The 19,214-nt window shown below is 49.5% G+C and carries 19 protein-coding genes and 1 pseudogene; 9 read left to right on the plus strand and 11 right to left on the minus strand.

Annotated elements, in window-relative coordinates:
- Positions 1-107 precede the first annotated feature (107 nt).
- The 6 genes from P1K88_RS18535 to P1K88_RS18345 all read right to left on the minus strand — a co-directional run bounded on the left by P1K88_RS18535 (position 108) and on the right by P1K88_RS18345 (position 3,727).
- Entirely contained in the window at positions 108-518 is a 411-nt protein-coding gene (locus P1K88_RS18535) for a serine O-acetyltransferase (protein ID WP_379786819.1), read from the minus strand.
- A gap of 219 nt (positions 519-737) precedes the next feature.
- Entirely contained in the window at positions 738-1,538 is an 801-nt protein-coding gene (locus P1K88_RS17855; protein ID WP_276414239.1) for a transposase, read from the minus strand.
- Entirely contained in the window at positions 1,535-1,837 is a 303-nt protein-coding gene (locus tag P1K88_RS17860; RefSeq protein WP_276414240.1) for a hypothetical protein, read from the minus strand. Before P1K88_RS17860 ends, P1K88_RS17855 begins: the two co-directional genes overlap by 4 nt.
- Before the next feature lie 90 nt (positions 1,838-1,927).
- A complete protein-coding gene (locus P1K88_RS18335) occupies positions 1,928-2,785 on the minus strand; it encodes an ABC transporter ATP-binding protein (RefSeq protein ID WP_336407615.1) in 858 nt (285 codons plus the stop codon).
- Positions 2,786-2,793: 8 nt separating this feature from the next.
- A complete protein-coding gene (locus P1K88_RS18340) occupies positions 2,794-3,360 on the minus strand; it encodes an ABC transporter transmembrane domain-containing protein (RefSeq protein WP_336407617.1) in 567 nt (188 codons plus the stop codon).
- Positions 3,356-3,727: a hypothetical protein gene (locus P1K88_RS18345; RefSeq protein WP_336407616.1), complete on the minus strand. Its 372-nt coding sequence runs from the start codon at positions 3,725-3,727 to the stop codon at positions 3,356-3,358. The genes P1K88_RS18340 and P1K88_RS18345 overlap by 5 nt, the downstream gene beginning before the upstream one ends.
- Positions 3,728-4,032: 305 nt before the next feature.
- On the opposite strand from P1K88_RS18345, the gene P1K88_RS17870 reads away from it, so the two are divergent.
- On the plus strand, positions 4,033-5,550 hold the full coding sequence (locus P1K88_RS17870; protein ID WP_276414216.1) for a sulfatase family protein: 1,518 nt from the start codon (positions 4,033-4,035) through the stop codon (positions 5,548-5,550).
- Between the two features lie 139 nt (positions 5,551-5,689).
- A pseudogene (locus P1K88_RS17875) lies at positions 5,690-6,570 on the plus strand (IS1595 family transposase).
- A 54-nt stretch (positions 6,571-6,624) separates the two neighbouring features.
- On the opposite strand, the gene P1K88_RS17880 reads toward P1K88_RS17875, so the two are convergent.
- The gene (locus tag P1K88_RS17880; protein ID WP_276414217.1) at positions 6,625-7,512 is read right to left on the minus strand and encodes a glycosyltransferase family 2 protein; all 888 of its coding nucleotides are present in this window, start codon (positions 7,510-7,512) and stop codon (positions 6,625-6,627) included.
- Between the two features lie 242 nt (positions 7,513-7,754).
- Between P1K88_RS17880 and P1K88_RS17885 the strand changes: the two genes are divergently transcribed.
- Positions 7,755-8,225 carry a dTDP-4-dehydrorhamnose 3,5-epimerase family protein gene (locus P1K88_RS17885; RefSeq protein ID WP_276414241.1) on the plus strand — a complete coding sequence of 157 codons (471 nt, stop codon included), beginning with the start codon at positions 7,755-7,757 and terminating at the stop codon, positions 8,223-8,225.
- Between the two features lie 2 nt (positions 8,226-8,227).
- Positions 8,228-9,301: a glucose-1-phosphate thymidylyltransferase gene (locus P1K88_RS17890; RefSeq protein ID WP_276414242.1), complete on the plus strand. Its 1,074-nt coding sequence runs from the start codon at positions 8,228-8,230 to the stop codon at positions 9,299-9,301.
- Between the two features lie 172 nt (positions 9,302-9,473).
- Here P1K88_RS17890 and rfbD read toward each other — a convergent pair whose 3' ends face one another.
- The 4 genes from rfbD to P1K88_RS17915 are packed head-to-tail and all read right to left on the minus strand — an operon-like array spanning position 9,474 to position 13,132.
- Positions 9,474-10,358 (minus strand): dTDP-4-dehydrorhamnose reductase, encoded by an 885-nt coding sequence (gene rfbD, locus P1K88_RS17900; protein WP_276414220.1) that lies wholly within the window; start codon positions 10,356-10,358, stop codon positions 9,474-9,476.
- Complete coding sequence (locus tag P1K88_RS17905; protein ID WP_276414221.1) at positions 10,355-10,822, minus strand: NUDIX domain-containing protein; 468 nt, start codon at positions 10,820-10,822, stop codon at positions 10,355-10,357. The genes rfbD and P1K88_RS17905 overlap by 4 nt, the downstream gene beginning before the upstream one ends.
- Positions 10,819-11,796: an NAD-dependent epimerase/dehydratase family protein gene (locus P1K88_RS17910; RefSeq protein WP_276414243.1), complete on the minus strand. Its 978-nt coding sequence runs from the start codon at positions 11,794-11,796 to the stop codon at positions 10,819-10,821. The genes P1K88_RS17905 and P1K88_RS17910 overlap by 4 nt, the downstream gene beginning before the upstream one ends.
- The gene (locus P1K88_RS17915) at positions 11,789-13,132 is read right to left on the minus strand and encodes a nucleotide sugar dehydrogenase (RefSeq protein WP_276414244.1); all 1,344 of its coding nucleotides are present in this window, start codon (positions 13,130-13,132) and stop codon (positions 11,789-11,791) included. The genes P1K88_RS17910 and P1K88_RS17915 overlap by 8 nt, the downstream gene beginning before the upstream one ends.
- Positions 13,133-13,520: 388 nt before the next feature.
- On the opposite strand from P1K88_RS17915, the gene P1K88_RS17920 reads away from it, so the two are divergent.
- From P1K88_RS17920 to P1K88_RS17940, 5 genes are all read left to right on the plus strand, one after another.
- Complete coding sequence (locus P1K88_RS17920; protein WP_276414245.1) at positions 13,521-13,994, plus strand: hypothetical protein; 474 nt, start codon at positions 13,521-13,523, stop codon at positions 13,992-13,994.
- 97 nt (positions 13,995-14,091) lie between these two features.
- The gene (locus P1K88_RS17925) at positions 14,092-14,430 is read left to right on the plus strand and encodes a hypothetical protein (protein WP_276414246.1); all 339 of its coding nucleotides are present in this window, start codon (positions 14,092-14,094) and stop codon (positions 14,428-14,430) included.
- A gap of 203 nt (positions 14,431-14,633) precedes the next feature.
- A complete protein-coding gene (locus tag P1K88_RS17930; protein ID WP_276414247.1) occupies positions 14,634-15,641 on the plus strand; it encodes a glycosyltransferase family 2 protein in 1,008 nt (335 codons plus the stop codon).
- Between the two features lie 197 nt (positions 15,642-15,838).
- Entirely contained in the window at positions 15,839-17,728 is a 1,890-nt protein-coding gene (locus P1K88_RS17935; protein ID WP_276414248.1) for a hypothetical protein, read from the plus strand.
- A 169-nt stretch (positions 17,729-17,897) separates the two neighbouring features.
- Positions 17,898-19,181, plus strand: a complete 1,284-nt coding sequence (locus P1K88_RS17940) for a glycosyltransferase family 2 protein (RefSeq protein ID WP_276414249.1) — start codon at positions 17,898-17,900, stop codon at positions 19,179-19,181.
- Positions 19,182-19,214: the final 33 nt, after the last annotated feature.

Raw genomic sequence — 19,214 nt, forward strand, 5'->3', positions numbered from 1 at the left:
TAATTATATTTTCGGCTACAGGGCGCATCCACCCTTTGGAGTTGGAACTAGCAGAGAATGCCAAGGCTGAGGGAGCGGAGTAGGGATTCAAGCCACTAAGGACTTCACTATTGCTTGCTCACGACTTCTGCTGGGGATCCGGCGATTACCACCCCCTCAGGAACATCAGACAATACTACCGAGTTAGCCCCGATTACTACCCCATCTCCGATTTCAATATCACCGAGGATAACTGCTCCACTGCCAATAAAAACTCGATCTCCGATTTTTGGTGATTGCGTATCTGATGGATTCTTCACTCCAATAGTAACATTCTGGAGTATCGTGCAATTTTCCCCAATTGGGCTCCCTGTTCCGATTACGATACCTATCGGATGTGGAAATGATGTTGATCGTGGCAAACGTTTCGATGACCAACAAGAAAATAGATAACGAAGATCTTTGGCGACGAATACCGTATTATATAGACCGTAGTATAGCCACTGGAAGTGGCGAACGAACACACTCTTAATACCCATTCTGGTACCGCTGATTTCGCTCGGAACTATATCAATGTGTTGGGGATGCCTTTGTAGCTAGCTCTACTAATTTCGGTCGTTTCCATCGTTCCCGAGCAATGACTGAATCTGAGAGCCTGTGACGGCTGAGAACGTCCGCTCACGCTCGTGCATTTGTTGGTGAGGTCAGTCTCACATCCGTGAGACTGCCGTTTGCCATAATGCAGGCGAGGCTCTCGCTCACGGACGTGGCGTGCGCTGGATGCGGGCGTCGTTAGCCCGCATCCAGCTCTGGGTATGTTGACGGAATCCCAACACCGTTCGTTGGTGCCTCCCAGAGCCGCCCGAAACGTTCGTCAAGCGAGTGAGCGATCCACCGACGGAAGACCTTGAACCGGAACCAGACCGGGTCAGGCGTGGTTGTTCGCGCTCGGGCCTCCTGCATCGTTCGGAGCTCGTCTCAATCGCTGAACGCTTCCGGTAGAGACGTTCGACTTCCTTTGGCGTGCGAGCACCCTGCTCGCACGCCGCGTACGCCCGCACGAGGTGTTTCCCGCGCTTCTCTTGCTGGTAGAAGACACAGACCGCCAGCGGGAAGCGAACGGGAGGTTCGCTTCCCGCGTACATCACATACTCTGTCCAGTAGGACACTCTCGTCTCCAGTTTCTCGGCAAGACGTTTCCCACGCCGAATGACCGGTAGAATCACTGGAGAGGTCGTCTGCAACCGCTGGATTGAGGCAGCGTTCGCAAAGCCTCGATCGGCGAGGACTGCGTCTACCTCGAAGGGGAGAGCCGTGAAGCGGTCGATGACGCGATCGACCGCGTCACTCGTTGGCTCGTCGCTGCGGACGGGTGTGACGGCAACAATCAGCGGTTTCGCGGGACAGAGCGTGATTGCAGCAAGGTAGCGATGGCACTGGGAGGTGCCATCGCGGGGAGTCGTATGACAGAGTTCAGCCGGGTCGTAGTAGGGACAGCCGTGGTAATGGATGTCGATGAAGTCAAGGCAGATGATCCTCGGCAGAGGGCCAAGGATCATCGTCGCCTGTTCAGCGGGAAGTCGGTTGACGATCTCTCCAGCTCAGTTGGATCGATGGTGTGGAGCTGTGTGAGCGTGTAATCATCGGAATTGGTGTTGCGCGTGGCGTCAGTGATCGCCTTGATGAAGTCTTGCTCAACAGCGGCGTGAAGGAGGGTGTCGTGGATGATTCCGGAGTCGAAGGCGCAGTCTTCGACTCCGGGGATCGGAATCTCCGAGAGGAGACCAAGCGCTAAGTTTTCGAGGTCAGAGGCCGTAAGAACTGTGTCTGGATGGTACAGAAACTTCACAACACCCATATAGACGCTTTCTGAAAATCCAACCTCGTCAATCGTGGCTATCGGTTGACTCGATGGGAACTACCGAATTTGAATCGCAATTAGACACAGCTAACCCGGCTCTGCCGAGTACAATTCGGCGTACATTCCATCTTGGTTCAGTAGTTCAGAGTGGCTTCCTCGTTCGGAGATCTGGCCGTCCTCGAGGGCGTATATTACATCCGCGTTTCTAACCGTTGACAGACGATGGGCCACAACGATCAGTATCACATCACGCTCCATTGACTCGATTGCGCTGTGGACTTGATCTTCGATGTTCGTGTCAAGATCGCTGGTTGCCTCATCGAGTATTATTAAGTCCGCTTCTTTCAGCAGTGCGCGAGCAAGCGCGACTCGCTGTCGCTGACCACCGGATAATTTGACCCCGTCATCTCCGAGATGAGTACCGTAGCCCTCTGGTAAGTCCTCAAGGAATTCAGTCACCTGTGCAATCTCGCAGACACGATCAATTTCTTCTTTGGTGGCATCTCTACGGCCAATAGTTATGTTCTCCTGTAATGTTTTATTAAAAATATATGGGTTTTGTCTGACGACCGAAATACTTGACCGCCATTGCTCAAGGTCAAACGATTGAATTTTTCTTCCGTTTGCTGTTATTCTCCCCGAATCCGGTTCATACATCGAAGCAAGTAGCGAGAGAATCGTTGATTTTCCTGCCCCGGATGGACCGACAAATGCTATAAACTCGCCCCGCTGAGCGTTGAATGATATGTCTGTGATTTGTTCAGTACCCTCGCTGTAGCTGAAACAGACGTTTTCAAACGATACCGAATCGATTTGATTTGGAACATGATATTCGGAATTATCTTTTTCTCTATTTGACTCCAAGTCGGCGACGAACTCTTGAGTACGGATGAGGTGCGGAAGTTGTCCCTCCGCATTATACACTTCTTTGTTGATTCTGCTCACACGAGGCCCTAAGCGAAACATCGCAAATAAATAAACCCCCATCGCCCCCAGGGATAGGGACGAAAAGGAGAGAGCATATAAATTAGTATGAATACTGTGAGTGCGGTTAACAGCTGATAGAAGTTATTAATCGCCGCACGGTTCATAATTAGTTGAATTCGAGTCTCCTCTGCCTCTCTTACGGCTTCATTAAATTGCGACGAGATCTCGTCAGATAGTCCAAACAGTTTCACATCGCGAATACCCTGTGTACCCGCTTGTGCATGCGTCTGTATCCGCTCCTTCGCTTCAGCCATAGCGTCACCCAGTGAGTACCCCCCCTCTAAGAAAAACCGAAAGAAGACTGTGATGCTCCCCAAAATAAGGAGCGTTCCGATTGTGACTAACGGGGCAAGGTATAGTGCGATAGAGAGATAAACCAGAGAAAGAATGGACTGTTTGAAGACTTCGAGGGAGTGTCCGATCACACGGCCACCATTTTCGGCTTGTGTCACTATGGCGTTGAGGATTTGATCCGAGCCTTCGTGGTCAAAGTACGAAATCCGTGCGTTTATTGTCCTGTCGAATGTCTCAATTTGGAGGTGCCGGACGTAGTTCGCTTAGAACACCCTGCAACCAGGCGACGACAAAACTAAGGCTATAACGGAGAATCATTATGATAGCTACACCGCCGACAAGTGACTCAAGAGTAAATGGGATCTTCAATAGCTCGTAGATTTGCAGGAAGATCGCAAGTAGTCCTTCTGCGGACTCGGGGTCAGAAATATCTTCCTGAGCGACTTCAACAATCGGAAGAATAAAACTGAGCCCAAACCCCTCAAGCACAGCTGAAATAGTACTGACAATTATTATTCCCCCAAAATAAAACGGGCGGAATCGGATGACATCCTTAAACGCTCGAACCTTTCGCCGCCAAGAGAGATTTTTGGAATCGTTGGACATGGTTGCGAAACGGAGATCGTCTCTACGAACCAAAGAATGAACACGGGGATAATAACCTCGTCGGCTTTGTGCAACCGAGGTCGATATGAAGGTGTTTAGATATTAACTATATTTCCGAGCGTTACAATATAATATCGATTTCTCAATTGAATCGGCTGAGTCTTTCAGGCCTTTCCACCTATAGCCTTAATATCTCCAGAAGATAGTTTCAATTACAAGAGCGGTGAAACGGACAGCTATCCACCAACTTATGCAATCAGAGCAAATTCCCTGCTATTATAACCGCCAACAGGCTTATCAAAGGTATGCAGCCGAATATCGTCATTGTCGTCATCGATGCGCTCCGACGTGATCGGGTCGGGTCATTTGGAGGGCGTGATTTAACTCCGAACATTGACACACTTGCGGGCGAAGCAACAATTTTCCCGAATGCATATAGTACAATAAATACAACTGATCCTGCAGTGACGAGCATTCAGACGGGTCGATATCCGCTAAGTCACGGGGTGGTTAATCACGGGCGCCGAGTCACAGAAAGCGAGAAGCAATCCGTTGAGAACGTCAGACAGCTCCCAGAGATTCTCTCAGAGAATGGGTATCGTACCGGAAAATTCGGAAGGCCACTGGGGCGGTGGCATCGAAATGGATTCGACCGTTATCCGTCCGAAATGGAGAGTCGAAAAGCGTTCGGAGAACAATCTAAATCAACGAAATCTGCTATCGGGGATACATTGGAAGCAGTCCATCCCCTGGTAAAACGTACTATTTCGAATGTTTATCAGTCAGTCTCTTCTTTCCTTCCGGAACGGGGCGATGTCGGGTCTAATGCAACGATAGATGCCTATCATCGGTCACAGGATCAAGTCATACACAATTTTTGCGAGTGGATAGATTGTTCTGAACCGTTTTTCTCTTTTGTTCATTTGATGGACACTCATGGTCCATACTCGGCACCTCCAGACCTCATTGCAGAAAATCTCAATACATATGACTATAAGGTAGACATGGGAAACTACACTGGTTGGGAAATTCCGGCTGAATTCCACAGTCGAGTGTTGAATGGACACTATCCGGAGATTCGAGAAAAATATTATTTTGATCAAGAAACGCCCAGCACCGCAATCATTGACGCTAGCTACGATGCGAGCGTAGCTATTGCCGATGATCGCTTGGGCCATTTGATTTCAGAACTACACAGCCAAGAAGTATATGAGGATACACTCCTTGTGTTTTTGGCCGACCACGGAGAGTCACTAACTGAACACGGTATTTATTATGATCATCATGGACTCTACGACTCCACAATCCGAATACCGATGCTTATCCGGTCACCAAACAAAGGCATAGACTCCGTAGCCGATCTGGTTCAAATAACAGACATCGCCCCGACAGTACTATCCATTGCAGATGTAGAAGAAGAAAAAATTGAACCTGATGGCTTTGACCTCACCCCGGCCATCCAAGGCGAGGGATCAATTGACCGTGAGTTCGTGATGGCTGAAGAAGCACACACACAAAGGCGACGGATGATCTTTAAGAATGAGAAGAAACTGATATACTTAGTTGATGGAACTACTGTCTGCCGCTACTGTGAAGTTGAACATGCACCATCAATCGAACTCTATGATACTAAACAGGATCCAGAGGAGCGGACCAATCTACTCAGTGAGCAGAAAGACACGGTTGAAAAACTGAAGAGACTCTCTGAGGAGCGGTCAAATCATCTGCTGGAGAAGAGACCAAAGGGTGGGAGTGATAACTCGGTCTCGTATCATGATGAAGAGGACGTTTACAAGCGCCTTGAAGCCCTTGGTTACCGATGATCGTCACTTAGACAATTTTCGATGAATTCAAGCATTATTTCGTTCACGCTAATGAGTAGAGGATTGTTGGTCAGCTCCCAGCAGTAGCTAGAAGTCGTAGCGGGGCAAGGGTGTCGCGTTCGCGCCACCCGACGAAACCATGCTTCCACTCAAGACGTTCGTCTCGGAGCGTCGCGCCGCGAATCTGCGGGCACAGATTCGCTGGCGTGACGGCGTCTATTGCCCACGCTTCCGGGCCGAATCTGTGATTCGGTATGGCAGCTATCGGGTGTTCCAGCGATACTGCTGTAAGAATAACGACCGCACGTTCAACGATCAGACGGGCACCGTCTTCGAGCACTCGGCGGTCGAACTCAGAAAGTGGTTTCTCGCCGTCTACACCTAAATCCGCTTCAACACCAGTTTTCGACAGCAGACGTAGAACTCGGTGTCTTCAGAAAACGGTTTACCGGCGCGTCCAGCGCTACCTACGAGCGATGGACGCGCCTCGCCCACAACTCGAGGGGCCGGTCGAAATCGACGAACTGTACGTCAAAGGGGAAGAAAGGCCGCGAGCGCGACCGCCCGGTCGCGCTCGCGTGGCCTATCCGCGCGCGGACGGGGCACGTACGAGCAGGACAGCCACCCTTGTTTATCCTGGCTGACCGTGGCCAGGGGACCGGTACGTGTTGCCAGCGAAAGCCTCCGATGAATCGACGGTTCGACTCCTGCTTGCGAACCGCAAAGAGGAGTCGTTGACTGTCTATACCGATGGCTTTCGGGCGTTGGATCCGCTCGACGAAGACGATGTACTTGACCGCAAATATGTCGTTCACGGCGATGGTGAATACGCTATTGGAGACATGCAAGTCAATACCTGCGAGAGCCACGGATAGCTGGCGCAATCCTGGCTCGCGCCCCATCGAGGAGTCTCCAAGGACAAACTCACACCCTATCTCAAAGCGTTCCGACTTCGTCATCGTGTCTACCAAAGCCCAAAAAAAAGAGACGTTGAAAACCACCCTCAAAACTGCCCTATGACTCACCAACAATCTATGTCACAAGAGCGTTCGTTCAAATTCGTTTCCTCTTTTACTAACAGACACGCTGACGTGCGGTTCGAAAGATATTTTTATACAAAGTAATATCCCAAGGGTGAGTTTTTATTGCTTTTATATGATAATGAACGCAATTTACATTATCTCCAACTTGACCATAGCACTTCCCCAGATTCGAATAGATTCTCGCTTTTTGAGCAGGATAGTCACTTAATTCGTCTCCGAACTTGTGCAGTTTTGTCTGTTTCCCTTCAATTGCATTTCGGATTCCTTCTTCATCGTCCCGTGTAATCCGTGTTCTACCATGGTCGACATAGTAATTGACAAGAGCATCAGGAACAAAATCAACTTTGTACTCTCGGCACAATCTCCGAACGAAATCCCCGTCAATTCCACGCGATAACGATTCGTCAAACTGGATTAACTTTGCTATTGGCTTCCTGATTAGCAAAGTTGACCCAGCCCCTATCGGTTGACGATCAAGTGTATGCGGAAATATATTTCCTCGATAAGTGGGTTGGTACTCAAACAATAGTTCGCTGTCTCCGTTTCGTCGGTAGTCCATCCAGCAGTAGACCAGCGCATATTCGTCATCCAGTTGCTGAAAAAGTTCGTACTGTTTCTCTAATTTTCCCGGTAACCATTCATCGTCGTCGTCAAGAAATGCCACGTAGTCACCCTGCGCCATATCAATACCCGTATTTCTGGCTGCGGAGAGACCTTGGTTTTCTGTATGTCGCGTGTACTGCAAACGGTCGTCATCATACGACCCTATAATTTCCTTGGCTTTGAGTGTGGGTGAACAATCATCTACGACTATACACTCTAAGTCAGTGAATGTCTGTTCTAGAACACTCTCAATAGCCCTCGGGAGTAGTTCAGGTCGATTGTAAGTAGTAATCACGACTGAGACTCGGGTTTGCATCAACAGGACTTTTTCTGTGAGACCAGACAATAAATAATTCGGGGTTCACCGTGCGAAGTTACCTGTTGTTCTCATAGGATTTACCCCCATCGTTGGCACATATGCTTAATCAAGAACCAGATGATTAGAAGGTAACTAGTATATGCTATGCAACAATACGACGGTTCCACATAGCAGCTTCGCAGTTCGCATCTATGAGCTATTCATAAAACCTAATACGTACGGAAAGAGTTAGCGTTGGCATGATACACGACGTCGAGACAAAAAAAGTTCAAATAAACGCAGACGAGCGAGGGTTTCTCGCTGAGATATGGCGTTCCGATTGGGATATATACGCAAATGAAGGCAGTCCTGAAATGTCCTACGTCTCGGAATCTTATCCCGGGATTATCAGAGCTTGGCATCGACATTGTGAGGGACAAATAGATCATTTTGTGGTTCCCCACGGAAAAGTGAAAGTTGGCATTTACGATAACCGGGATGAATCTCCTACGCAAGGCGAACTTAATACTTTCATAATCGGTAATGGGAATATGGAACTCATCCGAGTTCCCGGAGACTGCTGGCATGGGTTTAAGACGCTAGGTGACGAGAGAGCTACTCTGATAAACTTCCCTACGAATCTATACGACTACGAGGATCCCGATGAAGAGCGGCTTCCCTATGATACGGACCAAATTCCACTTGATTGGGAGGAGTCTCCACACAAGTAACAATGAAGGGACTTATATTATCGGGAGGCACAGGCACCCGCCTTCGGCCAATAACTCATACCGGGCCGAAACAGTTGATTCCGGTTGCGAATAAACCAGTCATAGAATACGCTATTAAAGATCTTAAAGCCGCAGGTATCACAGACATTGGAATTGTTCTGGGTAACAAAGGTCGGGATGAAATAAAGCAACTGCTTGGCGACGGGTCAGATTACGGCGTTAAAATAACATACATAATACAGGGAAACCCCCTTGGACTTGCTCACGCTGTCGGTGTCGCCGAAGACTTTGTTGATGGTGATGACTTTGTCGTCTACCTGGGTGACAATATACTTAAAGAGGGGATTAACGACTTGGTTGAGGGATTCAGAAAAAACAGATACACAGCAGGTATAGCGCTCCAAACTGTTGACAACCCCCAAGAGTTCGGTGTCGCTAATCTCGACCAGGACAACAATGTCAAAGAAACCGTTGAAAAACCGGATAACCCGCCCAGCAAATTCGCATTGATTGGAATCTATCTGTTCTCGCCAGTCGTCTTTGAAATCATCGAAGAACTCGAACTTTCTTGGCGAGGGGAATTGGAAATCACTGACGCGATTCAGGGATTATTGGATCGTGACGAACCTGTCGATTCCCATGTCGTCAAAGGATGGTGGAAAGATACAGGCAAACCGGAGGATATTCTGGAGGCGAACCGCCTCATCCTTGATAGTCTTCAGCACAGAATCGAGGGGGAAATTGAGGATGAGACCAGCGTTTCGGGGAGAGTCGAACTCAAACAAGGGTCGGTAATCGAATCCGGGGCGGTCGTCCGAGGACCGGTTTCAATAGGGCCTGATACAACGGTGGCGGATGGTAGTTACATCGGTCCATACACCTCTATCGGAGAGTCTTGTAAAGTGGCAGAAGCCCGAATCGAGAGCAGCGTAATTGTGGGAGATTCAGATATTACTACATCGAAAAGAATCGTCGATAGTCTCATTGGCCGTGGTACAATTATCGGGGGAGCAGAGGACATGCTCCCGGAGGGTCGCAGATTCGTTGTCGGTGAGAATTCCTGCCTATTCCTGTGACAATGAAGATTATAAGCCATACCTGTGAGTCCTGTGGTACCGTGGTCGCAGCAAACGAACTTGAGAGTAAACGAATATTGAAATGTCCGGGCTACAATTGTAATAAAATTCTTGAGTTTACCGACCTCTCAGAAGAGGAGCGTAAATACTTCTTGGATAACATTAGCAAATATCAAATATAGTCCTGAAGATCACCAGTTTGCTCACGAAGTACAGGCTGCTTTCGGCCGAGTGTTTGTTCTAATTTCCGCACATCAAGACAGGAGTTTGCCGGTCGAGCGGCAACCGTATCTAGCGCTTCCCGAGATACTTTGATTATTTTCCCTCCGGCCGTCATCTCAGTCATGACGATCTGACCAATTTCATATGGAGTTACACAATCTCGGTTGGCAACATGGAACACACCGTTCTGGTCACGTTTCATAAGGTCCAGTGTTGTGTCGGCCGCCTGTATCGCTCGGGTCGGGGTAACGTGCTGGTCTTCAACAAGAGTTGGAGCGTTCCCTGACTGTAACTCAGAGTAAACCCAAGCAGGGAATCCAATCCACTTTTCCGACGAACGATGGATCCCATGAACGAACGAAAGGCGAATAATTAGCGCATCAGAGATTCGTCCCCTAATGGCACTTTCCCCCTGAAGCTTTGTTTGGCCATATACTTGAATCGGATTTGGGTTATCCTGTTCCCCGTATTTTTCGGTCTTCTGACCATCGAACACGTAGTCAGTGGAAAAATGAACTAAATCCGTTTCAGACTCCTCACATACCCGGGCGATACGATCTGGAACCTGTGAATTGATGCTCTGAGCGCGTTCCGGATGACGCTCACAGCCATCAACGTCGGTGAGCGCTGCACAATTGATTACGAAGTCTGGTTCGTAATCCTCCACCAATGTGCGAAATTCGCCGCGTTCGGTCAGATCGCATTTTTTACAACGGACTGGAAGGTCGGGGCGGGACGTGTGAAACGTCCCGACGGTTGACCACCCACGCTCGTGGAGGCTAAGTGCGACATTGCTTCCGAGGAGGCCGCTCGCTCCAAGCAATAAAACAGTCATGAGTAGTTATATCCGAGAGCCCGTAAGTCGTTTATATATCTCCAGACGTAGTCGTGTAGTGCTGGGAACGTGGCATCGAAAACCCGAAATTCGACGTGTTGTTCGTCAGGGGTGAAATCACGACTCTTGGGAGTAACAACGAATGCAGTTGCTAAATACTGCTTGGAATGAACACCATCGCTTTCAGCCGCATCGTACGAGTGTTCATACACGCCGAGGGTACGTTCAATCGTGACATCCGTGCCCATTTCCTCTTGGGCGACACGATGAACTGCTTGGCGACGATCTTCTCCCTTGAGGACGGTCCCCCCCGGAACGAACCACTCCCCTCGTGCCGGTTCATTCTGACGCTTCCCTAAGAGGAGTCCCCCCTGGGTATGGACCAGTAAATCGACCGACACGATTGGGACATTGTCGGCGATGACCCGGTAATCGTCCGACGAAATCGGCTGTTCTTCATTCATGTGTAGTGTTTTTTTCCCCACTCAATAACGCGTTCTATACCCGTTTCTAGTGACGTTTCTGCCTGCCAGTCAAGCAGTCGATCGGCTTTTGACACATCGGGGACTCGACGATCAAGATCCTCGTAAGCGTCTCCATAGAGTTCATTCGTATCTATATATTTTGGCTCCCTACCAGAGTGACCCGCAATCTCAAGGACGAGATTCGCGAGCTCTGCAATCTCCGTTTCTCGAGTGTTACCTAGGTTGAACACTTGATTCCGGCCCGCCTCGTTTGTCGCCGCTCGTAGCAGTCCCTCGACGAAGTCATCGATATATGTGAAACACCGCGTCTGTGTTCCTTCGTCGTACACGATAGGGACATCTCCGTTGACTATCTGCTCAACGAACGCAGGGAGTACGAACGCGGGTCGCTGCCCTGGTCCATACAGATTGAATGGGCGAATTATTGTTGCGGAGAACGGAGTATCTGCCGACATGAGTCCTTGTATCATATGTTCGCAAGCTCCCTTACTCGTACTGTAGCTCCACCTATCAATTGACGCTGGTCCGAGTATCCGATCGTTATCTTCATCCCACGGGACATCGGGATTCTTCCCGTACACTTCGCTTGTGCTCGCAAAAACAAATCTCACATCCTCATCACGAATTCTATTAAGGATGTTTCTCGTAGCAATAATATTAACATCAGTGAGGTATAACGGATTTTCGACGTACTCATTGACACCGACGACAGCGGCAAGGTGGAAAATATAATCGAAGTTCTCGGAGAGTAAGTCATTCACAAAATCTTCATCTGTTATATCGCCTTGGCGATATCTTAGACGGTCACCGAGGTGGTGGCTGTATCGGTCTGGTGGCGAATTTTGAATGTCTGTGGCCGTAACGATGGTATCATCTCCCCGATTAATCAATTCCACAACAACGTGGGTGCCCACGAACCCAGCAGCGCCGGTCACTAAGATACGATCACTCATCGGTGTCACCCCGACCCACTCCGATGTAAGACGCAGACAGATTCGCGAAGTCGTCGGGTTCGAAAACGAATCGACCGTCGACGACAATAAATTCGTCTTTTCCGACGTAGTTTACGAGGTCTTCTGGAGTTAGAGAGTGGTACTCCTCGTGCCCTGTGACGAGCACGACTGCATCCGCACCCTCCAGTGCTTCCGGAAGCCTTGAGGGAGAGATTCCCACCTCAGATTCGATAGTTGTGGAAGTAACGAACGGATCTGAGATTTCGATCTCAACGTCGACTTTCTGCAGACCTTCAACAATTGCTTTGGCTGGAGTGTTTCTCGTATCGTCTGTCCCCTTTTTAAACGCGTACCCGAGAACGGCTACAGATGCCCCGCTCGTGTCTGCAACGGATTGTGCTACTAAATCAACCACATGGTCTGGCATCTTCTCGTTAATTGCACGGGAGGTACGCGGAGTCTGCAACTCAAGTCCGTGCTTTTCTCCAAGTTTTGCGATGAACCAAGGGTCTTTAACAAGGCAACTCCCCCCTACGCCTGCACCCGGATAAAGGATGTTCACATTATTATCGCCTTTCGGCAAAGTGTTTGCTGCCTGAATCACTTCAAGTGCATCAACCCCCAACTCTTCTGCTAAGAGCGCGATCTCGTTCGCTAACGCGATGTTGAGGTCAATCCACCAGTTGTCGGCGAGTTTGGTTAGTTCCGCCGTTGTCGGACTAGATACCGAGACAGTTTCGTTGCCCAAACCCTCCCAGAACTCCTCAACACGCTCTATGCATGAGTCCGTGTAACCACCAACGACTACTGGAAGCGACGTGAGGTCGTTATACGCACTCCCTTCCGCCATCCGTTCGGGACAAAATGCAAGGGCGTAATCAATTCCAGGCCGTAACGTCGAATGTGTCTCAAGAAGAGGAACAATCGTCTCTTCCGTCACTCCTGCTGGCAGCGTACTCCGGTAAACCAGGAGATCGTCCGAATTAAGGTTGAGGGCGATTGCCTTCGTGGTAGCTTTCACAGCAGACAGATCAGGGTCTGATTCTGCTAACGGTGTCCCAACAGTGACGATTATCCGCGAACAATCTGCAAGGGCGTCGTACGATGACGTGGCGGTGATACGTCCCTCTTGGGCATACGTCTCAAACAAGTTGGTTATCCCGTCTTCCCGGATAGGACATTCACCACGATTTATTCTCTCAACAATCTGTTCATCAATGTCTAATCCCTGAATTTGTACCCCAGATTCAGCGAGAACTGTCGCAAGGGAACAACCAACGTATCCCATCCCGACAATACAGACATCGGAGAACTCAGCTTCTTTTGGTATACTCATTGAACATCAGTACCGTGACCCGCACATATGAATGCAGCGAGATTTTATTTGCGGTTAAATTGTATCTCCGCTAGAGAGCGGTGCCGACTGCAGCGGAAGAATGTATATTAATCATTTTGATCCGTCCGCAATTAGTTAGGTCAGATCTATTCTTCTTTCTGGTCTTCTGTCAATAACCAGTATGATTCACATGCTAAGGTTAGGAATTGTGTAGTACAAATCAAGTTTTTACTCGCTGATTTTTCGAGATATTGGGACAGTCTAAGTTGATTTTTCGATAGCCTATCCAAAAGTGGCTAAATTTTAGAGTTAGCGGTCTCTGGAATAATTAGAGGATTAAGCTGGTAGTCGGTGCATTTATCACTGCTATGCACCGACTGAACATCCAATGGCTGAGACACTGGACTTCGTAACAATGGGTGATACTAACTATTTCGAGACAATGTCTATTTCATCCGAGAAAATTTCAGAGTTTTATCCCGAAGCCACATTTTACGTCTATGATTGGGGATTAAAACCAGATGAGTACGAGAAAATGGAGCAAATGTCGAATACTGTTGTTATCGATAATTTTCAAATAGAGCCAGATTTCAACTCTCTTGAACAAATTCAGTACACTCTGGGAGCCAACCTCGAACGGTACGGTGACCTGATGAAAGACAACGACAGCACCATCGACATAATAATCAATAGACTAAAAAAAGAGATTGGTTATAAGAAGTTCAAAAAGAGGTTCGACCTCCTGATGCAAAATAAACTTGAATGCCTCAAAGATGTTGCTAAACGTACAGATTCTGGAGTCGTGTTCTTAGACGCAGATGCAGTACTGGTGAACGAGATCGATATTCTAAAAAGAGTTTGATATTGGTGTTACTCTTCGTCCAGAAATATCTACTGCCCCCGACGAGTTCCGGGTTCTTAATGGTGGAGTCATTATATTTAATGTCGACGGTGACAAAATGAGTACGTTCGTCAGGGTATGGGAGGAGCGGATGAACCAGATTGACGAGGAACTAGCTGAACAAACTGCGCTGTCGAAGCTGGTCTGGGAAGCAGATGAGGATATTTTTGATGAATATTATAATAAGGCGTGTAGTTCGTTTGATGGGATAAATTTCACATATATGGTGTTCCCTTGCGAACGGTATAATTACACGAGTATAAGTGAGGGTATAAATAGAGAAGAAAACAGGATTCTCCATTTCAAATCTGATCGTCACCAATATTTCGATGTCTCGTCGGTGATAAACGAGTTGGAAAAAACCGGGAAGTACGTACCAAATAAGACTAGTGCTTAGAGAGGACATTGATGGGAGCAGACTTAGTCTAATATCACTATCGGCGAAATTATGGGTCGGAGTGACTACAAAATAAGACCGTACAATAAAAAAGGTATGCAATGACTGTAGCGCAAATCGGTTGTCGAGCAGATAATAGTAAATCTGTACTCGACCGCGCCTGGGCCACAAAGCCGTTCGTCGTGCGGAAATCCTGACCAAAGATGAACGAGCTAGTCTCCGCGGTCGTGACTACATACGACCGTCCAATGAAGGTTAAAGCTGCAATAGAAAGCACACTCGCCCAGACCTACGAACCCCTAGAAATACTCGTCGTTGAGGACGGGACCGATAGCGGCGTCAGAGAGTGTCTCAATACCGAGGGTGTTGGAGAGGTGACATACGTCCGCCATGAGAACAATCAGGGACTCGCAGCGGCGCGGAACACGGGGCTCGAACGAGCAAGCGGGGAGTTCGTGGCGTACCTTGACGACGACGATCGCTGGAAGCCTGAGCGAATCGAGCGGCAGATGGACTACATCACTGGAATGTCGACAGAGGAGCGGGATAGCCTCGGTGCAATCGCTTGTGCGGTGGAGATTCGACAACCGGACGGGGACGTCGACACCGTTGTCAAGCCGAAAAACTACGGCAATCTCCGTGAAGAAATCAAGGCCAAAGGTGCGTCAACTCCCTCGTCAGCTATGCTGTTCGACAGAGAGGCGCTCGTGAGCGTCGGCGGCTACGACGAGGAGTTAGCGTCGGGGATCGACCACGATATTTGGATGGCGCTCGCAGTCAATGGATACGACGCGCACGCAATTATGGAACCGCTTGTTGTCACCTATCGCGACGGAGCAGACAGTATGGTAACAAACACAGAAGAGCGGATCCGTGGCGTGCGAGCGTACGTTGACAAATGGCAACCGACGTACAAAGAATGGTTCGGTGAGGAAGAAGGGGAACGTTACGGTCAGCGATACTTCGCGTGGGTTATCGGACGGCTGGCTGGCGATCTGATTTCTCAAGGACACGTTCGTGATGCGATACGTGCACTCTGTGCCGTCAATAGTTCGGGGGCCGACTTCCAATACCTACTTAAAGTGCTCTATCTGAACGTGCTAACCGCAGTCGTAAAAAAAAGTGTTCCCGACCCAATCGAGAGCAAACTGCGGTCTATCCACCGACGACTCCTTCCATATATACGCGGTGAGCACAAGCGCCGACTCTGAACTCGTAGGACGAACCCTCTGTCAGCCTAAAGAGGCGTAACTTACACACAATGGTCTGTTCCACCACTGAGACAGGTACATTATCAGTGGCATCAATTGGATGGGTGATTTTATATTCTCACACCGTTTCCTGATTGAATGAGAGAAGTCTTGAAAAGCCAGGGCTGTTGTTCTATCGACGAACTGTCGGAAAATATATGATCGAAAACGCACTCCAGTTCTTTGTCTTCGCGCTGGCCACGGGTGCAGTACTTGTCACTGCTGTGCTCGTCGTGGACAGGATAGACGTGACACCCCAAAGACGGTTTTGGCTCGCGGTAAACGTGCTATTTTTCGTTGAGATCCACGTTTTAGTCCTCTGGCTCGGTCTGGCAGGTGCTCTTAAGCGGTGGGTCCTGTTGCTCTCTGCTATCGTAGGACTGCTCGTGGCTGGGCAGTTCGCTGTGTCCCGTGGTGTGGATGTCACAGACATCACCGATAGAGTTTGGGAAGACGCCCACACTGCGGCTTCGGTGATCAAAGAATCCTGGCTTCTCCAAGTATTGAGCGCGGCGTTCATACTGATGGGTACTTGGATTGCAGTCGTTGCATTCGTCGTCCCACCAGTGAACGTCGACGGTATCGGATACCACCTGCCACCCGTCGTACAGTGGATTCAAGCAGGTCAAATCTTTCCAGAGCCGTTCGGGCTGCCGTACCACCCAAAGAACGTCGAACTGTACTACGTCTGGAACGGAATCTTCCTAAGGGACCTCTCGATACTGAATATGACACAGTTGACGTTCATCCCGCTTGGAATGCTCGGAGTGTACACGCTATCCAGAGAGCTCGGCGCGGACAAGACGAACGGGGCGATAGCTAGTTTCGTCCTATTTTTCACCCCTATGTTTATCATCCACGGGGCTACGGCGTATATCGCGCTCGCAATGGCGTCTCTCGTGATTGCCACGTTTGCGTTCGTGACGATATACTGGGACGAACCCACGGTTACGCACGCTGCGCTGTTCGGTCTAATCGGTGGCCTCATGCTCGGGAGTAAGAAAACGGGTATTATTTTCGGTGGGTTAGCCGTCCTCGGTGTGATGATTGCGATGGGACGTGCATATTCACCTGACGAACGACACATCCCGCTGCACCTAGTCGTGGTGGGTGGACTGTTCACACTCGTCGGCGGCTATTGGTATCTCCGAAATTTCTTACTCTACGGCAATCCGATATGGCAGATTGGTGTTGAAGTATTAGGGTTCGAAATATTCCCAGGAGGTAAGACCACCGGCGGAATCAGACCAGGATCTTGGAACAAAGGCCTCGCAGCGGCATTACACGGCTCATATGAGACCCACTCACCGGTGTTCCGCATCTACGCATCCTGGTATGAAAAGATAAATATGTACGGCCACGGTGTCGGTATCGGTGGATATGGGCCCCAATGGGCTGTACTCGGCATCCCCAGTGTCCTCCTCTTTGGATACTGGAGCGGCCGTCGGAAACACGTCAAAGCTGGCATTATTCTCGCCCTGTTTCTTGTTCCGCTGGTGTTTACGCCCCGGTACTATGTCAGGTACAACCTCTATCTGGCTGGACTTGGGGCCATGGCCATCGCGTTGGTCAGACAAGAGATGACGATCTCAAGTCGGCAAGTTATGTCGGCACTTGTCGTTGTACTACTCCTCATGAGTGCCTTTACTACATCCGGCTTTCAGACGAGCAGATATGGGTCGTTCATCGGAGATAGTCTCGAAGAACCAGGGGAAAGCACGACTCGCTCAATCCATATGAAGCACTCGCCTCTGACACAAGCACAGTACGAGACTCATATCGACAGTGGGGCAACGATTGGCTTCGAACAGCAGGACCGAAGATTGCCGTATCTCCTCTACGACGAGGAGTTCAGGAACCGAGTCATTCGTCTCAACGACGTCGCGGACGGACAGCCGCTGGAGATGGTTGTGCGCGAACATAATTTTGATTACTTGATACTACCTCGCGGTTCATCAGCTGCCAGCGTCGCGCAGAATGCCAGTTGGGCCGAGTTCAAAGTAGAGAATAACAGAACGGAGTATCAAATATACGAGGTACAGAGATGAAATCACGAACGCTGCCAAGCCACGAACAGGTATTCTGGGTTATAGTACTCTGTTCGGGTCTACTGTACCTTTATAGTGACCGTATCTTCGTGTTCGGAGGGTACTTAGCCGTTCGAATCGTTCGAGTGATACGATTCTGGCAGGAGATACTTCCCATGATGGTAGCAATATGAACAAGCAGCGGCAAACTGAAAAAGTAGATGTCGATGGATTGCCTGCTGTTGGTATCGTCGCGACAGCCGGGAACGCCGAAGCATTAGCTAATACGGTGCTTCGAGCACGTCGGCACGAACTCGACGTTCTGGTCTTCCAGCGTTGTCCGTCTACCTGCGAGAGCGTAAAACTTGCCAACCAACTCGATGTGCCGATAGTTGTGGGGGAAAATCCCCGTGAGCGCCTATTGAAAGCCGCTCTGGCTGATGGCGCTGCGGGACTCCTCTTTGTCGAAAACCCGAGACAAGCAGTCGACTTCGAACAGGGTATAACTGCGTTCCGAAAGTCAGATAATATAATCGTCACAGAGTTAGGGACTCTCTCGACCTTGGACGTCATCGCGGCGGTTCCGGCCTACAATGAAGAGGAAACCATCGGAAGGGTTGTTCACGAAGCCCTCAAGCACGTAGACGCTGTGCTTGTTGTTGACGATGGGTCGAGCGACGCGACTGCCAAGGAAGCGGCGGAAGCAGGTGCATACACTGTGTCACACGTCAGGAACCGCGGGTACGGTGCGGCCTTGCAGACGATATTCGACCGTGCTAACGAATGGGAGGTGGAGGAGCTTGTCGTTTTGGATGGTGACGGACAACATAATGCAGCCGATATTCCTTCGGCAGTTACATATCGCCGAGAGATTGAGAAAGACATCGTCATCGGGAGTCGGTTCGTGGATAGGACACAGAACGAAATCCCTCGCGCCCGCCGAGCCGGGATAGAAGTAATCAATCTATTTACCAACCTTATGCTGACATTGGCTGGGACGGGCCAGTGGATATCGGACACCCAGAGTGGGTTTCGGGTTTACAACCGTGCGGCGGTTGCGGCCCTATCTGAATCCTGCCGGCTAGGTGACGGCATGGAGAGTAGCATTGATGTGCTATTCGTCTGCCACCGCGCTGGCTTAACCGTTGGGGAAATAGGCGTCGACGTTAACTACGAAGTCTCCGACCCGAATACGTATCATCCTATCTCACACGGTTGGTCCGTAATTCGGAATCTTATCCGGGTCGTTGAGACCGAACACCCGATAACATTACTCGGAATTCCTGGACTTCTGATACTGTTGCTCGGATTTGTATTCGGATACTGGACGGCCCTCAACTATCTTAGTACGGCCGTCTTCCCACTGGGACTCGCGATCACGGCTACCCTCTTTACACTCGCAGGGATTTTCACGCTTTTCACCGCTATCATTCTTCATGCATTACAGGAACACTATCGGACGGTTCAGCGATAGTACTACAAGCCAGTCAAGGGCGGGAAAGGAACG

The organism is Haloarcula halobia (assembly GCF_029338255.1).
In the GTDB taxonomy this organism is placed as follows: Archaea; Halobacteriota; Halobacteria; order Halobacteriales; family Haloarculaceae; genus Haloarcula; species Haloarcula halobia.

What these genes read in the sequence shown, in the direction of transcription:
- P1K88_RS18535 (WP_379786819.1), bottom strand. Translation starts at nt 518, where the DNA reads ATGGGTATTAAGAGTGTGTTCGTTCGCCACTTCCAGTGGCTATACTAC.
- P1K88_RS17855 (WP_276414239.1), bottom strand. Translation starts at nt 1,538, where the DNA reads ATGATCCTTGGCCCTCTGCCGAGGATCATCTGCCTTGACTTCATCGAC.
- P1K88_RS17860 (WP_276414240.1), bottom strand. Translation starts at nt 1,837, where the DNA reads ATGGGTGTTGTGAAGTTTCTGTACCATCCAGACACAGTTCTTACGGCC.
- P1K88_RS18345 (WP_336407616.1), bottom strand. Translation starts at nt 3,727, where the DNA reads ATGTCCAACGATTCCAAAAATCTCTCTTGGCGGCGAAAGGTTCGAGCG.
- P1K88_RS17870 (WP_276414216.1), top strand. Translation starts at nt 4,033, where the DNA reads ATGCAGCCGAATATCGTCATTGTCGTCATCGATGCGCTCCGACGTGAT.
- P1K88_RS17880 (WP_276414217.1), bottom strand. Translation starts at nt 7,512, where the DNA reads ATGCAAACCCGAGTCTCAGTCGTGATTACTACTTACAATCGACCTGAA.
- P1K88_RS17885 (WP_276414241.1), top strand. Translation starts at nt 7,755, where the DNA reads ATGATACACGACGTCGAGACAAAAAAAGTTCAAATAAACGCAGACGAG.
- P1K88_RS17890 (WP_276414242.1), top strand. Translation starts at nt 8,228, where the DNA reads ATGAAGGGACTTATATTATCGGGAGGCACAGGCACCCGCCTTCGGCCA.
- rfbD (WP_276414220.1), bottom strand. Translation starts at nt 10,358, where the DNA reads ATGACTGTTTTATTGCTTGGAGCGAGCGGCCTCCTCGGAAGCAATGTC.
- P1K88_RS17905 (WP_276414221.1), bottom strand. Translation starts at nt 10,822, where the DNA reads ATGAATGAAGAACAGCCGATTTCGTCGGACGATTACCGGGTCATCGCC.
- P1K88_RS17910 (WP_276414243.1), bottom strand. Translation starts at nt 11,796, where the DNA reads ATGAGTGATCGTATCTTAGTGACCGGCGCTGCTGGGTTCGTGGGCACC.
- P1K88_RS17915 (WP_276414244.1), bottom strand. Translation starts at nt 13,132, where the DNA reads ATGAGTATACCAAAAGAAGCTGAGTTCTCCGATGTCTGTATTGTCGGG.
- P1K88_RS17920 (WP_276414245.1), top strand. Translation starts at nt 13,521, where the DNA reads ATGGCTGAGACACTGGACTTCGTAACAATGGGTGATACTAACTATTTC.
- P1K88_RS17925 (WP_276414246.1), top strand. Translation starts at nt 14,092, where the DNA reads ATGAGTACGTTCGTCAGGGTATGGGAGGAGCGGATGAACCAGATTGAC.
- P1K88_RS17930 (WP_276414247.1), top strand. Translation starts at nt 14,634, where the DNA reads ATGAACGAGCTAGTCTCCGCGGTCGTGACTACATACGACCGTCCAATG.
- P1K88_RS17935 (WP_276414248.1), top strand. Translation starts at nt 15,839, where the DNA reads ATGATCGAAAACGCACTCCAGTTCTTTGTCTTCGCGCTGGCCACGGGT.
- P1K88_RS17940 (WP_276414249.1), top strand. Translation starts at nt 17,898, where the DNA reads ATGAACAAGCAGCGGCAAACTGAAAAAGTAGATGTCGATGGATTGCCT.